This window comes from Burkholderia anthinoferrum (assembly GCF_002925705.1).
GTDB classification, from domain to species: domain Bacteria; phylum Pseudomonadota; class Gammaproteobacteria; order Burkholderiales; family Burkholderiaceae; genus Burkholderia; species Burkholderia semiarida.
Genome location: NZ_LFZP01000052.1, coordinates 517467 through 533839 on the forward strand (window position 1 = coordinate 517467; position 16373 = coordinate 533839).

The following is a 16373-nucleotide window of genomic DNA, read 5'->3' on the forward strand; positions in this document are numbered from 1 at the left end:
GCGCCATGGAAACCGATACGCTCGTTCGCATCACCTCGCAGGGGCTGCTGCTCTGCCTGTCCGTCTCGATGCCGGTGGTGGCCGTCGCCGCCCTCTCCGGCCTCGCGATCTCGTTCGTGCAGGCCATCACGTCGATGCAGGATCAAAGCATCTCGTACGCGGTGAAGCTCGTGGCCGTCGTGGCCACCGTGCTCATGTTCGGCGCCTGGGGCGCCGCCGCGATCCTGCGCTTCGCCAATCAGATCATCACGCTCGCGGTGCCGTCGTGAATTCGCCGATCCGCAACAACCACGGCCACCACGCCGCCGATCTCGCGCAGCAGGCGCAGGCCGGCGCCGAGCACATGGGGCAGATGACCCAGGCGCGCGGCTTCACGGGCGTGAAGGTGCAGCACACGAAGATGCAGCGCGCGCGCATGCAGCACAACAAGATGCTCGCCGCCGCTTTCTACCGCGGCAAGCGTTTTGCCGAAGGCTTGCACAAGCCGCCGCCCCCTTCCGCGCAAAAGCTGATGCGCCAGCTCGGCCAACGGCCGCGGCCGGCGGGCTCGGCGAAGGCGCAGGGCAAAGAAGCATCGGCTCACGAACGGCCGGACGATCAGCACGCGCTCGAGCCCCGGCGCGAGCACGAACACCCGCACGAGCGCGAACGCAAGCACGAGCAGGGGCAGCAGCAAAAGCACGGACAGCAGCAAAAGCGCGAGCGCGATCAGCAACACGGCGACGGGCAGCAACAGCATCGCAACGGCCATGGACACGATCGCGGCTCGAATCAGCAGGGCGAGGAGCATGGGCAGCCGCAGCAGAGTGGGCCGCGCGACGGGCAGCCTCGGCGCGACGGCCGTCAGTCCGGCGAAGGCCGCGACAAACCGCGCAAGTTCGCGATCGGCAAGGCGGGCCGGGCCAAGGCCGCCGCGCGCAGCCAGCCGCTCGCGGCCACGATGCAACTGCTCGCGGCGCAAAAGCTCGGTGCGCCGGACTTGCCGGCCGAACTCGCGGCGGCGTGCGCGAAGGAGGTGCTGCGGCTTGCCGCGCAGATCGAGCTGGGCCCCTTGCTGGCCGTGCCGATGCTGCTCGCGATGCGTTCGCCGATGGCGCTCCGGCGCAATGCTGCCCGGCTTCACGCGCACCGCGACGCGGCACTGATGCAAGGCGCGGCGACCCCGGGCAAGGCCGCCGCGGTGGCGGGGCTTCTCGGCGTCGCGCTCGACAACACGCTCGCGCGCCAGCGCGCGGGCATCGAATACACGTACGACGATCAATCGATCGCGGCAGTGAAGCAACGCATTCTCGACACGCAAGCCGCGCTGCCGGCCCGCGGGGCGCCAGCCGGTGCCGCCGTCACGGGCGGCGCGACGGGCGGCGCGATCGGGGATCAAACCGGCGCCGCGCGGCAAGGAGCGGCCAAGCCCGCGGCCGGCGCTTCGGATAAGACGTTCGAAGTTCGCATGGCGCCGGCTGCGACAGCGGCTAAACCCTAAACTGATTCTGACGGTCGAGGCTCGGCAGCCCGATGCGCGAAGCAGCGCAACGCCGGAGCGGCGACCCGCAACAGCAACCGCATGACCCACGTCGGATACACGGATACCACGATCATGAAAGCGCTTCGAGTACTGACCGGCACCCACGCCGGAGCCCAGGTCCGGCTCACGAGCGGCGCCTACCGGATCGGCGCCACCGAGCACGCCGATGTCTGCATCAGCGACTGGACGGTCGAGGACATCGAGCTTTGCGTGGGCGAGGACGGTGTGGCGCGGATCCGCTCGGCGAACGGCGATGAGGTGCTCGTGGCGGACTTCGTGGCCGTGCCGTTCGGCGACGTCGTGCTTTGCGTGGGCCCCGATGGCGAAGCCTGGCCGCGCGATCTCGATTTGCTGGCGGGCCTCTGGAAGACGGCCGAGCCGCCTGCCGCCGACACCGCGGCGCAGGCCGACGCGGATAGCGGCGCGCAGGATATGGACCCGGCCCATGCCGACGAACCCGGCGCCGGCCATGCGCCGGCCGCTTCGCCGAAGGTGCCCTGGCGCACGGCGGTGCTGGCGCTCGCCTGCACCGCCGCGATCGGCGGCATCGCCGTGGCCGGTGTGATGTTCGCGGGCACGCAGTCGAGCGAGGCGGCGAGCGTGAGGTTCGACGCCGACGCGCTCGCACGGCAGTTGCAGGAGGCCCTGCACCGCGAAGGCCTCGGCGATCTGCAGGCCATGGCACGCAAGGACAGTGTGGCGGTGCGCGGCATCGTGACGAGCAGCGACGAAAGCGCGAAGGCGCAGCGGATCATGGACAGCCTCGCGCGCGGCAAGGTGCGGCGCGAATACGACGTCGCGCAGCAGGATGTGGACAACATCCAGCAGTCGCTCGCCGGCACGGGCGCGGCAGTGAATTACCAGGGCCACGGCATCTTCCGCGTGAGCGGCAGCGTGCAGTCGATGACGACCTTCCGCACGCTGATCGCAGGTATCAGGGCCGACCTCGGCGACAACGTCAAGCGCGTCGACGTGGATGTCAAGGAAGCGCAGGCGCTCGCGCCCGATGTCGAGTACACGGCCGTGATCGCCACGGGCGGGCTGCGTTACATCGAGACGCCCGACGGCACGAAGCATCTGTTCGCGAGCAGCAAGGACGAAGCAAACAATTGACCTCGACCACCAAAGGAACCGACATGTACGACGCATTGCTTCCCATCGCGCAGGATCTGAACGCGCTGGACGCCACGCTCTCGGCGCCCGACGGCGCGCAACGGGTCGCGCGCATCGCGGCGGCCTTCGACGAAACCGCGCGCCGGATCAGTACGGCCACGCAGTCCGCGGCCGACGAGCGCGAGCGGCTCGATCTGCAAAAGCTTTATCGCGGGATGATCGCGGCGCGCCGCATCGTGCTCACGCTGCAGGAGCGCCACAGCGCCCGCGGCGCGGCGCTTTGACCGCATCCGCGGCGATACGCAAGACGGTTGAACAGTTTGCAGTTGCAGCATCCGGCTGCGCGTCAGCCGGCCCGGACCGGCGGCCATCACGGCCAAGGGTCTTTTACCGAAGCATCACGCGTCAACCCACAGCAGTGCTTTTTCCATCACTTTCTTGATAAGGGGAATACATCATGTCTTCATCGATCGGAAGCTCGGGCGTCTCGCAAGCCGGTTCGCAAAACGCCGACATGGTCGGCCAGATGCAGGCCATGGCCAACCAGAACAACGCGATGACGATGGCCGCGATGCAGATCAACATGCAGCAGCAGGAAACGTCGGCGCTCGCCTCCGTGGGCAACAACGGCGCGAAGAACATCGCCGACGCCGCGAAGGGCCAGTAAGCCACTCGCCTTGCCGCAGTCCGTTCGCGCGAGGGGCACGAAAGCGGAAAGCCCTGCTTTCCGGCTACGTGCCCCCGCGTTTTTGCAGCCGGGCCGCCCTATTTTCGCCGGAGATTGCCGCCCATGAGCAGGGAACGTTTCGTCGAGTTGATTCACGAGGTTTGCGCGGTGGTCGGACTGCCCGACGCCGAGTATGTCGTCGAGACGCAAACGCTCGAGATCGAAGGGTTCGACGTCCATCTCAATCACCACGAGACCGACCCCGATTCGGTCTATGTCAGCTTTCATTACGGCGCCGTCACGCCCGGCCGGTCGCTCGTCGTTTTCCGGCTCATGCTCGAGGCCAACCTGCTCATCTACGCGCAGGACCAGGCGCAACTGTGCCTCGAATCCGATACGGGCAACGTCGTGCTGCTCGTCCATCTGCCGATGGGCCCGACCATCACCGGCGATTATCTCGCCGATCTCTTCTCGCACTACGCCGAACACGGCCGCTACTGGCAGAACAACATCCTCGAATCGCCCGACGAAATGTTCGAGGGCATCGCGTCGGGCAATTTCATGTGGCTGCGGGCGTAACCCCGGCGAGCGCCAGCGCGCCTCGGGCAACGGGCGCATCCGCGCGCGTCGATGCCTGACTGACCAGCCGTCGCATCCGTTCGGACACGGCACGTCGCCTCACCCTCACGCCATCGCCGGCGCTCATCCGATCGGCGGCTATGCTGCCACGCGCGGTATCAGCAAGACGAGGCGGCGGCGCATACCGCCCTCTCCCGCACTGCCGGAATCGGTATCGTCCGCGCGACGCGCGACATCGCCGTTGTACGGCGCCGGTCCCTCGATGACGAGGCACTCGCCCGGCGCCAGGCTTTCGTCGACGGCCCGATAGCGGCGTGCATCGCCGCGGCGCCCCAGTTCCACGCGCAAGCCGATACGCGGCATCGACGCGGCGCCTTCGACCGTCGGTGCAATCGACAGCCAGAGATCGCGGGCGCCGTCATCGGGCAGGTCATCCTCGTCGCGGCGCGCGAGACGTGCCTCGTGGCGATCGATGACGGCCGGCGAGCGGTCGTGCGTGAGCGCCGTTTGCGACACCTCGATTTCGGCGCGGCCGCTCCCGGCCAATGCCTTGAGCTGCGCGAGCAGCGCGCGGCCGCCGTCGGGCGCGATACCGGCATCGCGGTGCTCGCGCGCGGCCGCCGTCGCCTCCTGCGCACCTGCCCCGCCGGCCATGGCCGGCGGCAGTGCGGGCCGCAACGCGTCGAGCGCGTCGCCATCGACGTCCACCACCCACGTCTGGACCGATACGAGCTGCGCACGCACGTCCAGGCTCGCGACGAGCGCGCCGTCGGCGTCGATGCGCTCGGCCCGATCGCGTATCAGGATGGAATTCGTGGTCGCATCCGCTTCGATCGCCGGCAGCGCCGCATCGAACTCGACGATCCGCGGTGCATCGGAAACGGCGGGCCCGCTCGCGACGGCCGGGCGCTCGAAACGGCGCCGCAACAGCGTGGCCACACCGGGCACGACGAGCGTGCGGCCATCGACCACGCGCGTTTCGTCGGCGGCATTCGCGGCACTCAGGCGAAACACCCGCACGGACAAACGCACGCGCTTTCGCGCGTCGCGCTCGAAGCGCTCGGCCGCGGCACGAATACGCTCCACGTAGGTCGCCGGCCCGCGCACGTTCACCGTTTGCGCGCCGGCATCCACCGTCAACGGGAAGTGCGTATCGGCAAGACCCGCCTGCTCGAGCGACGCACGCAGCGCATTCGCGGAAAGGAAGTGAGGCCGGATGGCGACATGCGCCTGCTCGTTCGCGGGCGACACGTGCAGGACCGCGCCGTCGTAGTACCAGACGAATCCGTACGAACGGCTCATGACGTCGAGAAAACGCTGCGGCGGCATCGCGAAACGGCCGCTCACGACGCCGTCCACTTGACCGTCGATGCGCAGGGCAACGTGCTGCCCCGCCGCGAACGCATTCAGGACCTCCGCGAGGCCCGCGCCGTTCGTCACGTAGACGAAGCGCGCGCCGGGGCCGCCGGCCCACGCCATGCTCGCCGCCTGCGCGTGCACGGCGGCCGCGCAGACGAAGGCCGCGACGGCGCCGCGTGCGAGCGTCCGCATGCGGGCCGCGCTCATGCGGCGCCTTCCGGGGACGCACCGGCGCCCGACGCATCGGCGCCCGACGCACCGGCGCCCGACTGATCCACATCCGGCTTGAGGGTCAGGCGGTAACCCGTCGCATAGACCGATTGCACGGTCCAGCCGACGCCGGCCGCCTTCAGGCTCGCACGCAGGCGGCTCACGTACATGTCGACGGAGCGGCTTTGCACGGCCGCATCCCAGCCCCAGACCACGCTCATCAGATCCTGCCTCAGCACGACGGCGCCCGTGTGCCGGGCGAGATGCCAGAGAATGTCGAACTCCTTGGTGCCGAGCTTGTGCGCCACGCCCGCCACCACGAGCGAGCGCGCCTGCTGATCGAGCGCGCATTCGCCGTCGACGAACATCTTGCGGCCCTGCACGTTCATCGGCGCGAAGCGCCGCAGCAGCGCGCGCATGCGCGCAAGCAGCACCTGCCTGTCGTAGGGTTTCACGAGATAGTCGTCGGCACCTGCATCCAGTATGCGCACGATGTCGGACTCCGCCGAGTGCACGGTCTGAAAAATCACGGGCATGATCGATTGCGAACGGCTGCGGATCTTTTGCAGCAGCTTGTCGCCGGAAACGCCCGGCAGGTCCCAGTCGAGAATCGCGAGATCGGCCCACTGCTCCGAGAGAAACTGCTGCGCGTCGAGCCCGCTGTGAAAAGCGTCGATGTGGTAGCCCTCGCTCTTGAGCCAGGAATGGATGAGCGCGTGATGCGCGACGTCGTCCTCGACGAACAGAATGCGTACGGGTTTGCCTGCAAGCGATTTCATATGGGCCTTTGGTTCCAACGGCCGCGCGGGAGCCGGCGCCCGGTCCGCGCGACGCGTGCCAAACGAATACGGGCCGCGCTCCGGCGCCTCACTCGCCGCGCGCCGCGCGCAACGCGCGGTCGGCATCGACGAGCGATGTCGCGGGCGGCTTCGCGGCGACAGGATTCAGGCACGGCAGACGCAGCACGAACATGGTACCGCCTTGCCCGTTGAGCTCCGCGTAAAGTGCGCCGCCGTGCATGCCGACGATCTGCACGGCGAGCTTGAGCCCGAGGCCGAAGCCCGTTGCCGTCCGCTTGCCGAGCTTCTCGAAGTCGGCCAGCCGATCGCCCTCGACGAGACCCGGCAGCCCGCCCGCGCGATCGTCGACGACCACCTCGGCGAAACCGTCGGCCTGCCGGATCGACACGGTCACCGCCTCGCCGCGCGGCGACGCGCGAACGGCATTGTCGATGACGTTCTGGACGGCGCGGGCCACGAAGTTGCGCATGCCGCTCACCCAGAGCGGTGCGCTGTCGGGCAGCCACAAGTGTAGCGCGACGCCGCAATAGACGGCGGTGACCTCCAGCTGCGAGATGATCTGGCGCAGCGTCGCGCGCAGATCGAACCGTTTGAAGTCGCGCGCCTGCAAATGCTCGGTCACCGACGAGAAGATGAACTGCTCGCCGAGCGAGAGCACGTACTGCGCGAGCGAGGTGATCTGCTGCATGCCGCCGCAGCGCTCGAACGCCTCGGGGTCGCTCGCGTCGAGCTGCGTGAGCGCGCTGATCGAATTGAGCGGCGAGCGCAGATCGTGCAGCAAGAAGCGCAGCGACATGGCCCGCTCGTCGAGCGAGCGCGCGAACGGCGTCACGTCGGTCACGGCGATGACGGATTCGCCCGCCCCCGCACCGCCGCACGCACCAGCGGGGCCCGCCTGAATCCAGAAGGTCGAATCGTCCACGCGCACCTCGCGGCCCGCTTCGAGATCGCGCAGCCTCGGCACGTCCGTCATCTCGAAGCGCTCGCTCAGCGCCACGCTGAAATCGACGCCCGCGGGCAACGCCATCGCCAGCATCTCGAGCGCGCGTGCGTTCGCGTGAACGACCGCGCCCGCCCGATCGAGCACGATCACCCCGCACGGCAGCCCGCGCAGCGTGCCGCGCACGCGGCGCGCCTCGTCGTCGGACAGGCGGCGATCGGCGGCGCCGTCGGCGCATCCCTCGGCGGGCAAGCCCGAGGGGGCGGGCCGCGGCTCGGACGGCTTGCGGGGCTGCCCGCCGGGCAGCGAATGCGGCTGAGTATCGGATTCGTTCACATGGCCTCCTGCATTCCCCGGTGCGGGCGGTTGCGGTGAATCACGGCGAGATGACGCGCGGCGACAGCAGGAAGAGCCGCTCCATGTGGCTCTTCTGGCGGCTGTCGGTTCGGAAGAGCGCGCCGATCAACGGAATCTTCGAGAGTCCGGGCACCCCGGTCACGCCCATCGTCGCGCTGTCCGCGCGATAGCCGGCGATGAGCAGCGCCTGCCCCTCCTCGATGAACGCCTGCGTGTTGATCGTGCTGTTCTGGATCACCGGCAGGTTGCTGACCGTCCGGTCGGTGAGCTGGCCGTCCTGAATCGCCACGTCGAGCTTGATGCGTGTGCGCCCGTCCTCCTCCACGACCATCGGCAGCACACGCAGCGAGATGCCCGTCGACACACTGTAGAGATCGCCCGACGTGTATCCCGACACCGGCACGAAAAACTGCGTCTGGTTGTCCATCACGGCCTCGATGTTGTTGAGCGTGACGACCTTCGGGCTCGCGTCGATCTTGGCGGCGTTCGTCTGCTGCAGCGCCGAGATGCGCGCCATCAGATAGCGGCCGGCGTCGCCGAGCACGGCGGCCACCGATGCGCCCACGGGCGTCGCCGCCGCGAGCAAGTTGCCCGGCAGCGCCGTCTGGCCGAAGTTCTGCGAGAGCGTGCCGTTGTAGGTGCTCTGTGCGAGCGTGCCGGTGCCGGTCTGCACGTCGACGTGGCTGTTGTGCGCGGTCCAGTCGACGCCGAGCTGATGCAGCGCGTCGTCGTCGATCTCGATGATGTGCGCCTCGATCTCGATCAGTTGCGGTTTGACGTCGAGGCGATCGATCAGCTTGCCGTACTGATCCATCCGGTCGGCCGTATCGCGAATCACGACGGAGTTCGTGCGCTGGTCCGCGACGATGACGGGCAGTTGATCGTCGCTCGCCGGCGCCGTGCTCGTGTTCTGCGGCGGCGGCGGCTCGCCCACCGCCGCGGCCACGGCCGGCGAAGGCTGCCCGGTGAGCCCGGCGAACATGCCCTTGCCGGCCGCGCCCGACGGCACCGGCGGCGGAATGTACGGGCCGTTGTAGGCATTGCCGTTCACGTCGTTGATCGGCGTGGTGCGCTTCACGCCGCTCGCCGGGCGGCCGCCCTCGCCGTCGCCGCGCTTGTCGGCGGCCTTGGCCGTGCGCGGGTGGTAGATGCCGTTGAGCACGGCCACCACGCCCTGCAGCGTGACCTGCTGGCCGTCGATGGGCACCGTGCGGTCGTGCGCCCATGCGTGATAGAGCGGAAAGACGCGTACCTGCGTGCCGCTTCGATGCGCGGCGTTGTTGTCGAGCCGCGACGCCACGTTCGTCACCATCTGCACGTAGCGAGGCGGCCCGCTCACGAGCGCCGTGCCCTGCGCGCTATCGTAGACGATCGGAAAGCGCTCGTCGGAGATGCGCAGCCGGTCGAGCGCCTCGCGCAGCGCGCCCGTATCGGCCGAATCGAGCTTCACGAGCGTGCTCTGCAGTTCGGCGGCCGTCGTGATGTCGAGCACTTCGCCGTCGTAGTACCACACGAAGCCGAACGACGCCGCGAGCGTATCGAGAAAGCGCCGCGGCGGCAGATGGAACTTGCCGCTCACGGTGCCGCCCACATCGGCGGCGATGCGTGTGGGGACGCCCTGGCTCGCGCCGAAGTCGCGCAGCACATCCTTGATGTCCTTGCCCTGCGCTTCGTAATCGACGATCGACGACTTCCAGCGCACGGCCGCCGCCTCGGCAACGGGGGCCGTCGCCCCGAATGCGAGCGCGGCGGCGAGGGCCACGGTGCCCAGTCGGCAAGCCCAGTTCATGACGCGCCGCCCGCGATGAAACGTACGCGGCGCCGCCCGATGCTTCGCCGACACATAGACAAAGTTTTCATGTAAGTTCCGACTATCTTTCATAGGAAGGGCACTGACGATGAACGCTCCGAGTCACGAACGTCGCGACCTGACGCGCGAGATTCTCGAATTGATCGACCTGCGGCAGACTTTCACCGATATTCACATCGAGCAGGACCGGCCGATCATGATCAAGGCGCCGCGCGGCTGGCTCGCCGTCGGCGACGAGCCCGTGCTCCACGACGAAATGCTGCCCACGCTGGCCTCGATCGAACCGGACTGGGAGGCGCAGCTTCAGCACGGCGCGATCGATCGCCCGTTCGTGCTCACGCGCTGCCGCCTTCGCTGCAACATCTACCGCACCAATGGCGGCCGCAAGCTCGTCATCTCGATCCGGCGCCTGCCGCTGCAGCCGCTCGCGCTCGACAAGCTCGGCCTGCCCGCCTACGTGCGCTCGATGATCGACAGCGCCAAGGGGCTGATCCTCGTGACGGGCCCGACCGGCTCGGGAAAGACGACGACGATCGCGTCGCTGCTCGAGCACATCAACCGCACCCGCAACAGCCACATCGTCACGATCGAGGAGCCGATCGAATACGAACTCGAGGGCCGCACGTCGATCGTCTCGCAGCGGCAAGTGCCCACCGACACGCCGAGCTTCTCGGCCGGCCTGCGCGAGGCGCTGCGGCAAAAGCCCGACGTCATCATGGTGGGCGAGGTGCGCGACCCCGAGACGGCGGAGACGGCGCTGCAGGCCGGCGAATCGGGCCACCTCGTGCTCGCGACGATGCACACGGGCAGCGCGATCGGCACGCTCACGCGGCTGCTGTCGTTCTTTCCGGCCGAGCAGCGCGAGCGCTATGCGGCCGCGCTCGCGAACTGCCTGATCGGCGTGATCTGCCAGTGCCTCGTGCCGACGGAGGATGGCGAGAACCTCGTGCTCGCGAGCGAACTGCTGTTCAACAACAATCAGCAGATCAGCGGCCTGCTGACCGATCCGGGCAAGCTGCCGTACCTTGCCGAATTCATGAAGCGCAAGGAAGACAACATGTCGCGCATGCTCAACGATCACCTCTTCAGCCTCGTATCGAAGCGGCAATGCCTGCCGCGCGACGTGCTGCGCGCGACCTACAACCGGCTCGAGCTGCACGAAATGCTGCAGACGCTCGCGCCGCACTGAGCCCGCGCGAAGGCCGCGCCGGCGCGATGGCGCCGGTCGCGCCGTGCGCGGCGGTGCTGCGAAGGTGTGCGGTGTCGACGGGCTCACGGTTGAGCGCTCAGTAGTAGGAGTTGATCGTCCAGCCGGCCGCGACGGGCGTGTTCCAGACCGTCTGGCCAGACTCCCCGCAAAAGCTGCTGACCCACGGCGTCGTGATGCCGGCGTACGTCGCCCAGTTCGTCGTCACGACGATCGTGTAGGTGCCAGGCGTGCCCGCCTGGGACAGCGCGTTGTTGATCCCGCCCGAATCGTCCTGAAGCGTCGGCGTCTGGCTTTCCGTATGCCCGAGGTTGTGGTTGCCGCCGTCGGTGATGTCGATGCTCTGCGAGAGCTGCCCGCGGTTGCCGGAGGGCCCGTTGCACATGCCGTCGTTCAGGTGCGCCCACGTGGATGCGACGATGATCCCCGGCTTGGTGAGGTTGACGGTCGTCCTGAACGTATACGAGTACGTGCCATTGCTGCCGTTGTACGAATAGGCGCCCGACTGGAAGTTCGTCGCCGGCTGGCTCGTGCAGGCCGAGTAATCGCCCGCGCCGTTCGGGTTGGCCATCACGAGCTGACAGCCCGTGAGCGATGACGCCGGCTCGATTTCGCTTTGCGTTTGCCACCTGCCGCCGCGGCACGACAGCACGCGCCCGTTCGCATCGGTGGAGACGAGCGTCGTGCTCGCCGACGCGGGGGCGATGGCCGCATTCTGCGGCGCGGGCGGGCATGGGTCGCCGACGTTGTTCGCGTTGCCGAGCGCGAGATTGCCCGCTTCGTCCACCGCCAGCGCTTGCCATGCGGCGCCATCGTACGCATAGGCCCGATTCGTCGCGGCGGTGAGCCGCACGTCGCCCTGATGCGCGGCAACGCCCGCGAGCGCCGCTTCGTCGGCCACCGGTTCGCGCCAGTGATAGGCCGCCTGCGGCACCCACATGTGCTGCGTTCCATCGCAATTCAGGACGTTGCCCGAAGAGTCGGCCGCGATGGCGCCGGGCTGCGTGCAGGCGGCGTAGTCGATCTGCTGCGCGAGCACGATCGGCACTTGCATCGTGTTCGCCTGTGGGTTGCCCGGCACGGCCACGCGGTACAGATAATCGACGTTCTGCGCCTGCGTGCCGTCGTAGAAGATGAGGCTCGCCAGATGTCCCGTGCCCGTTTTCGTGCTTGTGCAGGATCTATTCGCCGGGTTGGGCGTATCGACCTTCCAGGTGCCGAAGGCGCCGGTGGCCGCGCCGCTCGCATTGTTCGTCGCCTGGATCGAGCCACCGCCCGGGCCGGCGTTCGCCGCGATGTAGCCGAGTTCGGGATCGGGAATGGTCCGGCCGCCCTCCGTGACGAGCAGCGCCTGCAACGCCACCGGGCTGGCGCCGCCCGGGGCCGCGTAGACGAGCAGGCACGGCGTCTGACCATACGGGTTCGTGCCGCTCAACGCATTCGACAGGTAGGTCGACAGCTGATACGGCGAGCCGGTCATTTTCACGATCACCGGCGAGGTGGTCGTGGCCTGGGCCGCGAGCGCCGTGTAGTTCTGCCGAATGAGCCGCGTGGCGGCCGCCGTCAGCTGCGACTGATAAAGCGCGGCCTGCTGCGCGCGCGTATCGTCGAGCGACGAGTTCGTGAGCGTGACGAGGCCCGCCATCATCAATGCCGCGAGCGCAAGTACCGCCAGCATCTCCACCATCGTGAAGCCGGACATGCGACGCGCCGGCCGCGCGCGGGGGCCGGCGCGCCGCATGCCGATGCGAGCGAGGGTACGGGTGCGCTCAGTCATACGCTTGCGCCATCCATACCGGCATGCCGTTCGGGATCGCGTTCGCCAGCGCGGCCGGCAGCGGCACGGCCGGGTTGCCGGGGGACACGAGGTTGGCGCCGAGCGCCACGCCGGCCAGCGCCGAGCCCTGCGCAATCTGCTCGATGCCGTCGACCGCGGTCGCGGCCGCCGCCGACGCCGCATAGACCACGACCAGGCTGCCCGCATAGCCGGTATTGGGCTGGACGTAGTTCCGCCACATCGGATCGGGAACGGTCGCCCCGAGGTAAGGCGCGACGCTCGCCGCCGGCACGCTGCCGGCGAACAACGGGTTGGCGCGCGCGAAGGCCACCACGGCCTGCCGGTAGGCGCTCATGTTCGCCGCGAGCGCCATCGCCGACGGCGCGAGCGGTGCCGGCGCCGCCTCGGCGCCGAGCAGCGCGTAGGCACCGGTCAGCATCGCGAAGGCGGCGACGATCCAGATCAGGAACATGGCAGGCGGCTCGTGACGTCAATCGGAGTGAAGGCCGATACTCTGGCCTCGATCAGGCGGAGGTCCAGACGATGGTCTTCGCACCACCGGCACAAGCGGCCTGAGCGGCGGCGGGCGTGACCGGCACGGCTTGCGGCGTATTGCCGATAGAGACGGCCGTCCACGTTCCGCCGGCGGATGCCGCGTTGATGCATACGTCCGTCGGCACGGAATCGAATGTGATCGTGAATGTACCGCTGGTAGCGCTCGCAACGGTGACTGCACCACCCCAGGCATCGGTGACGGTATTTGCCGCGGTGTCGATGACGAGCGTCGTCGGGATGATGCCGGCGGCAATGGCGACGGTCGTCGTCAGCCCGTTGTAGCCGTTGGTCTGCCCCATATACAGCTTCTTGACGCCGGTCTGGATGGCCGTCACCTGCTCGGCCGTCTGATTCGACGAAGCACTGCCGAATGCGCCGCGCAGCAGCGCAATCGCGCCGATGACGACGATTGCGGCGATCCCGAGATAGGCGATCGCTTCGAGCAGGGTGGCGCCACGCTGCATGTGCCGCGCCCCACGGCTGCCCACCCGGGCGCGGATCGATGCGACGGTCTTGACATTCATGTTGCTCTCCTTGGTTTCCTCAATCGGCACGCGAGAAAGACGTGCCCCTACCTTCAACACCCGTTCGTTTGCACTGCGCTTGCACGTCATTACACGGCAGGCTCAATGCACACTCCGGGCCAAAGCCGCAATTTCCTGCTGAATTCCGAAGAAGCCGCTGATGAGCCACGACAGCACGAGCGCGAGCACGACGATCGCCGCGCCGTTGACCACGCGCATCTGCGCCTCGATCGTCTCCACGCCGTCGGTCATCCATTCGTTGGCGATCGCGTGCAGCGCCTCGGCGAAGCCCTTGTATTCGGCATACACACACAGATCGTCGACGATCTCCTCCGAAGGAAACCGGTAGCCGGCGTTCTTCATCGCCTCGCCGACGTTGAGCCCCGACTTCACGCCGAACAGCATGTCGTCGATTCGCTGCCTGAGCCACGGCGTCGCATCGGCGGCCAGCCGCGCGAGCGAGCGTTCGACCGTGAAGCCCGCCGCCTGCAGCGACGAAAGCGCGACGAGAAAACCGCAGCCCGTAATGAGCCGATAGATCGAGTAAGGCGGGTAGCGGTCGAGCCAGGCCCGCACGTTGCCGGACCAGCGTGGCATCGAGTACAAGAGCGCCGCGACGAGGATCGCGAGCACCACGAGGCAGTAGATCATGCCGCCCTGCACGAACCGGGACAGCTCGTAGAGCGACTTCGCGACGCCGTGCCAGCGCTCCGGGCTCACGATCGACGCGAAGCGCGGAATCACGAGCTTGCCGAAGAGGTACACGTACCCGATCGTCATCGCCACGATCACGCACGGGTAGGTCAACCCGCCGACGATGGCCGTCCGGATCCGGCGGCCGTACTGCACGACGTTGCACACGTTCAGCAGCGCGGCCTCGAGGCGCCCGGACTGCTCGCCGGCCATGACGATCATCTGCTCGGTATGCGGCACCCACCACGCCATTGCCTCGGCCAGCATGCCGCCGTTTTGCACGACGCCGCGCCAGTCCGCGAGCGTCAATGCCAGCGGCTCGTTCGGCTTGCGGCCCTCGTGCGACGCACGCAACTCGAGCTCCTCGAGAATCTTGAGCAACGGCAAACCGTTCGCGAGCATTTTCGCGATCTTGCGATAGAGCCGCAGGCGCGCCTGCGTCGTGAGTTGCAGGCGCGCCCAGCGCCGGTTGAGCTCAAGTGCCATAGCCGCTTCCGAGCGGCTGCGGCCGCCCCCCGCTGCCCTGCATGAACGGCCCGACCACGCGCTCCGCCATGCGCGGATCGACGAGGCCTGCCGCCACTTTTTCGAGCGCGTGCTGCGCGACCGTCTGCCCCGCAAGCTCGCCGAGCCAGTACGCGTGCGCATCGGGCTTGCGCCCGGCGCGCAGCAATTCGCAAAACGTCGCGTCGGTGCGCACGACCTCGGCCACCACGGTCCGGCCGACCGTGCCGTTCTTGCAATGCGGGCAGCCCGGCCCGGCCACGCGCACCGCGTCGAACCGCGCGCCGACGGCCCGCTTCAAGCGCGCGACGAGCCCCATGTCGAGCTGCGCCATCGACTCGGCCAGCGGGCGCGAGCAGTGCGGACACAGCAGCTTGACGAGCCGCTGGCTGATGAGCCCCGTGACGAGCGATTCGTCCGTCACCATCGCGATCGGCAAGCCGAGATCGACGAGACGGTCCACGATCGCGAGCGCGCCGTTCGCGTGCACCGTCGTCCAGACCTGATGGCCCGTCATCGCGGCGCGCAACGCGCTTTGCGCCGATGCACGGTCGCGCACTTCGCCGATCATGATCGTATCGGGATCGAGCCGCATCGCGTTCGCGATCGCGGCGGCGAACGCGAGCGAGCGCGCCTCTTCCGTCGGCGCGTTGACGACGGGCGTCTGCACGGCGCCCTCGATCGGGTACTCCACCGGGTCTTCCACGGTGATGACGTGGATCGAGCCGGCCATCTCGCGCAGTTGCCTCGTCAGCACGCGCTGCAACGTCGTGGATTTGCCCGAGCCGGTCGGGCCGCTGATGATGTTCATGCCGTGCGGCTGCTGCGCGAGCAGCTCGAACGCGTTCGCCTGCGCCACCGTGAAGCCGAGCTCCGTCAGGGCCGTTGCCTCGCCCGCATCGTTGTAGAGCAGCCGCAGCACCATGACGCTGCCGACGCTCGTGGGCGCCGTCGCGATCCGCACGCCGAAAAGCCGGTCCGGCAGCTTGTCGCGATCGCCGATGGCCGCGTCCTGGCGTTCGTTCGGCTTGTAGGTGTTGTCCGATACGCTCGACATCGCCGCATAAAGCGTGGCGAGCAGCCGCTCGCCGTACTCGCGCGTCTGCTCCGACATGCGCACGAGTTCGTTGTGGATGCGAAAAAGAATCTCCGTGCTGAAGCGGTTCACACGGATATGGATATCCGACGCACGCTCGTCGCACGCCCGCGCGATCAGGTTCTTCGCGACGGCCTGCATCTGCGTGTGATCGATGCGCTCGGCACTGCCGTCGCGGCGCGGGCCCTGATAGCTGCGCCTGATCGCATCGAGCGTCACGAGCCGCGTCGTATAGCGGCAATTGAGCCGTTCGAGCCTCGCGCAGTACGACAGCACGAACGGATTCATTTCGTGCCCTTCGGCAACGAGCAGCGTGCCGTCGTCGAGCAGACAGAGAAACTTGCGCTCCTCGTCGCTCGCGGCGAACTCGCCGCTGTCGGAAAGCGGGCGCGCCACCGCGGCGAGCGGCAGCGCCTGCCCCGGCGGCTGGCTTTGCGACGCCGTTTGCGCGGGCCGCACCGAAGCGGCGGCGGCCGCGGCCACGGCGCTCAGCACCGGCTCGCGTGGCCGCGCGACGGGCGCGAGAGCCGGCGCGGCGGGGGCCGCGGGCTGAACCTGCGCAAGAGGCGGATCGGTTTCGATCGGCTTCACGGCGCGCGAGAGAATCAGCGGCGTCACGCTCGTGGGCGTCTTGCCCGGCGGTGTGGGAGACGAACTCAT

At 68.3% G+C, this 16373-nt stretch carries 17 protein-coding genes; 7 read left to right on the top strand and 10 right to left on the bottom strand.

Annotation, left to right across the window (positions count from 1 at the left end):
• The first annotated feature begins 5 nt into the window (after nucleotides 1–5).
• Nucleotides 6–269: a type III secretion system export apparatus subunit SctS gene (sctS, locus tag C5F75_RS25010; RefSeq protein WP_059582636.1), complete on the top strand. Its 264-nt coding sequence runs from the start codon at nucleotides 6–8 to the stop codon at nucleotides 267–269.
• Here sctS and C5F75_RS37340 read toward each other — a convergent pair.
• Nucleotides 239–961, bottom strand: coding sequence for a hypothetical protein (locus tag C5F75_RS37340; protein ID WP_226094070.1), 723 nt, complete (start codon nucleotides 959–961; stop codon nucleotides 239–241). The genes sctS and C5F75_RS37340 overlap by 31 nt on opposite strands.
• Before the next feature lie 54 nt (nucleotides 962–1015).
• Here C5F75_RS37340 and C5F75_RS37345 point away from each other — a divergent pair, with 54 nt between their 5' ends.
• The 5 genes from C5F75_RS37345 to C5F75_RS25035 all read left to right on the top strand — a co-directional run bounded on the left by C5F75_RS37345 (nucleotide 1016) and on the right by C5F75_RS25035 (nucleotide 3881).
• The gene (locus C5F75_RS37345) at nucleotides 1016–1480 is read left to right on the top strand and encodes a hypothetical protein (protein WP_226094071.1); all 465 of its coding nucleotides are present in this window, start codon (nucleotides 1016–1018) and stop codon (nucleotides 1478–1480) included.
• 114 nt (nucleotides 1481–1594) lie between these two features.
• Nucleotides 1595–2635 (top strand): HrpD5 family protein, encoded by a 1041-nt coding sequence (gene hrpD5 / locus C5F75_RS25020; RefSeq protein ID WP_059583112.1) that lies wholly within the window; start codon nucleotides 1595–1597, stop codon nucleotides 2633–2635.
• Entirely contained in the window at nucleotides 2632–2919 is a 288-nt protein-coding gene (locus C5F75_RS25025; protein ID WP_226094072.1) for a type III secretion system protein, read from the top strand. The genes hrpD5 and C5F75_RS25025 overlap by 4 nt, the downstream gene beginning before the upstream one ends.
• 173 nt (nucleotides 2920–3092) lie before the next feature.
• A complete protein-coding gene (locus C5F75_RS25030) occupies nucleotides 3093–3302 on the top strand; it encodes a hypothetical protein (protein WP_006765597.1) in 210 nt (69 codons plus the stop codon).
• Between the two features lie 123 nt (nucleotides 3303–3425).
• On the top strand, nucleotides 3426–3881 hold the full coding sequence (locus C5F75_RS25035; protein ID WP_059582641.1) for a type III secretion system chaperone family protein: 456 nt from the start codon (nucleotides 3426–3428) through the stop codon (nucleotides 3879–3881).
• Between the two features lie 138 nt (nucleotides 3882–4019).
• Here C5F75_RS25035 and C5F75_RS25040 read toward each other — a convergent pair whose 3' ends face one another.
• The 4 genes from C5F75_RS25040 to sctC all read right to left on the bottom strand — a co-directional run bounded on the left by C5F75_RS25040 (nucleotide 4020) and on the right by sctC (nucleotide 9336).
• Nucleotides 4020–5447 carry a secretin N-terminal domain-containing protein gene (locus C5F75_RS25040; RefSeq protein WP_059582643.1) on the bottom strand — a complete coding sequence of 476 codons (1428 nt, stop codon included), beginning with the start codon at nucleotides 5445–5447 and terminating at the stop codon, nucleotides 4020–4022.
• Entirely contained in the window at nucleotides 5444–6229 is a 786-nt protein-coding gene (locus C5F75_RS25045; RefSeq protein ID WP_059583117.1) for a response regulator transcription factor, read from the bottom strand. The genes C5F75_RS25040 and C5F75_RS25045 overlap by 4 nt, the downstream gene beginning before the upstream one ends.
• Before the next feature lie 88 nt (nucleotides 6230–6317).
• The gene (locus C5F75_RS25050; protein WP_059582645.1) at nucleotides 6318–7526 is read right to left on the bottom strand and encodes a sensor histidine kinase; all 1209 of its coding nucleotides are present in this window, start codon (nucleotides 7524–7526) and stop codon (nucleotides 6318–6320) included.
• Nucleotides 7527–7566: 40 nt separating this feature from the next.
• Nucleotides 7567–9336 (bottom strand): type III secretion system outer membrane ring subunit SctC, encoded by a 1770-nt coding sequence (sctC, locus tag C5F75_RS25055; RefSeq protein WP_059583120.1) that lies wholly within the window; start codon nucleotides 9334–9336, stop codon nucleotides 7567–7569.
• Nucleotides 9337–9439: 103 nt separating this feature from the next.
• Between sctC and C5F75_RS25060 the strand changes: the two genes are divergently transcribed.
• Complete coding sequence (locus tag C5F75_RS25060) at nucleotides 9440–10546, top strand: type IV pilus twitching motility protein PilT (protein WP_373680972.1); 1107 nt, start codon at nucleotides 9440–9442, stop codon at nucleotides 10544–10546.
• A 97-nt stretch (nucleotides 10547–10643) separates the two neighbouring features.
• Here C5F75_RS25060 and pilV read toward each other — a convergent pair whose 3' ends face one another.
• The 5 genes from pilV to C5F75_RS25085 form a co-directional block, all read right to left on the bottom strand.
• On the bottom strand, nucleotides 10644–12341 hold the full coding sequence (gene pilV / locus C5F75_RS25065; RefSeq protein WP_059582650.1) for a shufflon system plasmid conjugative transfer pilus tip adhesin PilV: 1698 nt from the start codon (nucleotides 12339–12341) through the stop codon (nucleotides 10644–10646).
• Entirely contained in the window at nucleotides 12334–12813 is a 480-nt protein-coding gene (gene pilM / locus C5F75_RS25070; RefSeq protein WP_104012857.1) for a type IV pilus biogenesis protein PilM, read from the bottom strand. Before pilM ends, pilV begins: the two co-directional genes overlap by 8 nt.
• Before the next feature lie 52 nt (nucleotides 12814–12865).
• On the bottom strand, nucleotides 12866–13420 hold the full coding sequence (locus C5F75_RS25075; protein ID WP_059582657.1) for a type 4 pilus major pilin: 555 nt from the start codon (nucleotides 13418–13420) through the stop codon (nucleotides 12866–12868).
• A 102-nt stretch (nucleotides 13421–13522) separates the two neighbouring features.
• Nucleotides 13523–14599: a type II secretion system F family protein gene (locus C5F75_RS25080; protein ID WP_059582659.1), complete on the bottom strand. Its 1077-nt coding sequence runs from the start codon at nucleotides 14597–14599 to the stop codon at nucleotides 13523–13525.
• Nucleotides 14589–16373, bottom strand: coding sequence for a GspE/PulE family protein (locus C5F75_RS25085; RefSeq protein ID WP_059582662.1), 1785 nt, complete (start codon nucleotides 16371–16373; stop codon nucleotides 14589–14591). The genes C5F75_RS25080 and C5F75_RS25085 overlap by 11 nt, the downstream gene beginning before the upstream one ends.

What these genes read in the sequence shown, in the direction of transcription:
- sctS (WP_059582636.1), top strand. Translation starts at nt 6, where the DNA reads ATGGAAACCGATACGCTCGTTCGCATCACCTCGCAGGGGCTGCTGCTC.
- hrpD5 (WP_059583112.1), top strand. Translation starts at nt 1,595, where the DNA reads ATGAAAGCGCTTCGAGTACTGACCGGCACCCACGCCGGAGCCCAGGTC.
- C5F75_RS25030 (WP_006765597.1), top strand. Translation starts at nt 3,093, where the DNA reads ATGTCTTCATCGATCGGAAGCTCGGGCGTCTCGCAAGCCGGTTCGCAA.
- C5F75_RS25035 (WP_059582641.1), top strand. Translation starts at nt 3,426, where the DNA reads ATGAGCAGGGAACGTTTCGTCGAGTTGATTCACGAGGTTTGCGCGGTG.
- C5F75_RS25040 (WP_059582643.1), bottom strand. Translation starts at nt 5,447, where the DNA reads ATGAGCGCGGCCCGCATGCGGACGCTCGCACGCGGCGCCGTCGCGGCC.
- C5F75_RS25045 (WP_059583117.1), bottom strand. Translation starts at nt 6,229, where the DNA reads ATGAAATCGCTTGCAGGCAAACCCGTACGCATTCTGTTCGTCGAGGAC.
- sctC (WP_059583120.1), bottom strand. Translation starts at nt 9,336, where the DNA reads ATGAACTGGGCTTGCCGACTGGGCACCGTGGCCCTCGCCGCCGCGCTC.
- pilV (WP_059582650.1), bottom strand. Translation starts at nt 12,341, where the DNA reads ATGACTGAGCGCACCCGTACCCTCGCTCGCATCGGCATGCGGCGCGCC.
- pilM (WP_104012857.1), bottom strand. Translation starts at nt 12,813, where the DNA reads ATGTTCCTGATCTGGATCGTCGCCGCCTTCGCGATGCTGACCGGTGCC.
- C5F75_RS25075 (WP_059582657.1), bottom strand. Translation starts at nt 13,420, where the DNA reads ATGAATGTCAAGACCGTCGCATCGATCCGCGCCCGGGTGGGCAGCCGT.
- C5F75_RS25080 (WP_059582659.1), bottom strand. Translation starts at nt 14,599, where the DNA reads ATGGCACTTGAGCTCAACCGGCGCTGGGCGCGCCTGCAACTCACGACG.
- C5F75_RS25085 (WP_059582662.1), bottom strand. Translation starts at nt 16,373, where the DNA reads ATGAGTTCGTCTCCCACACCGCCGGGCAAGACGCCCACGAGCGTGACG.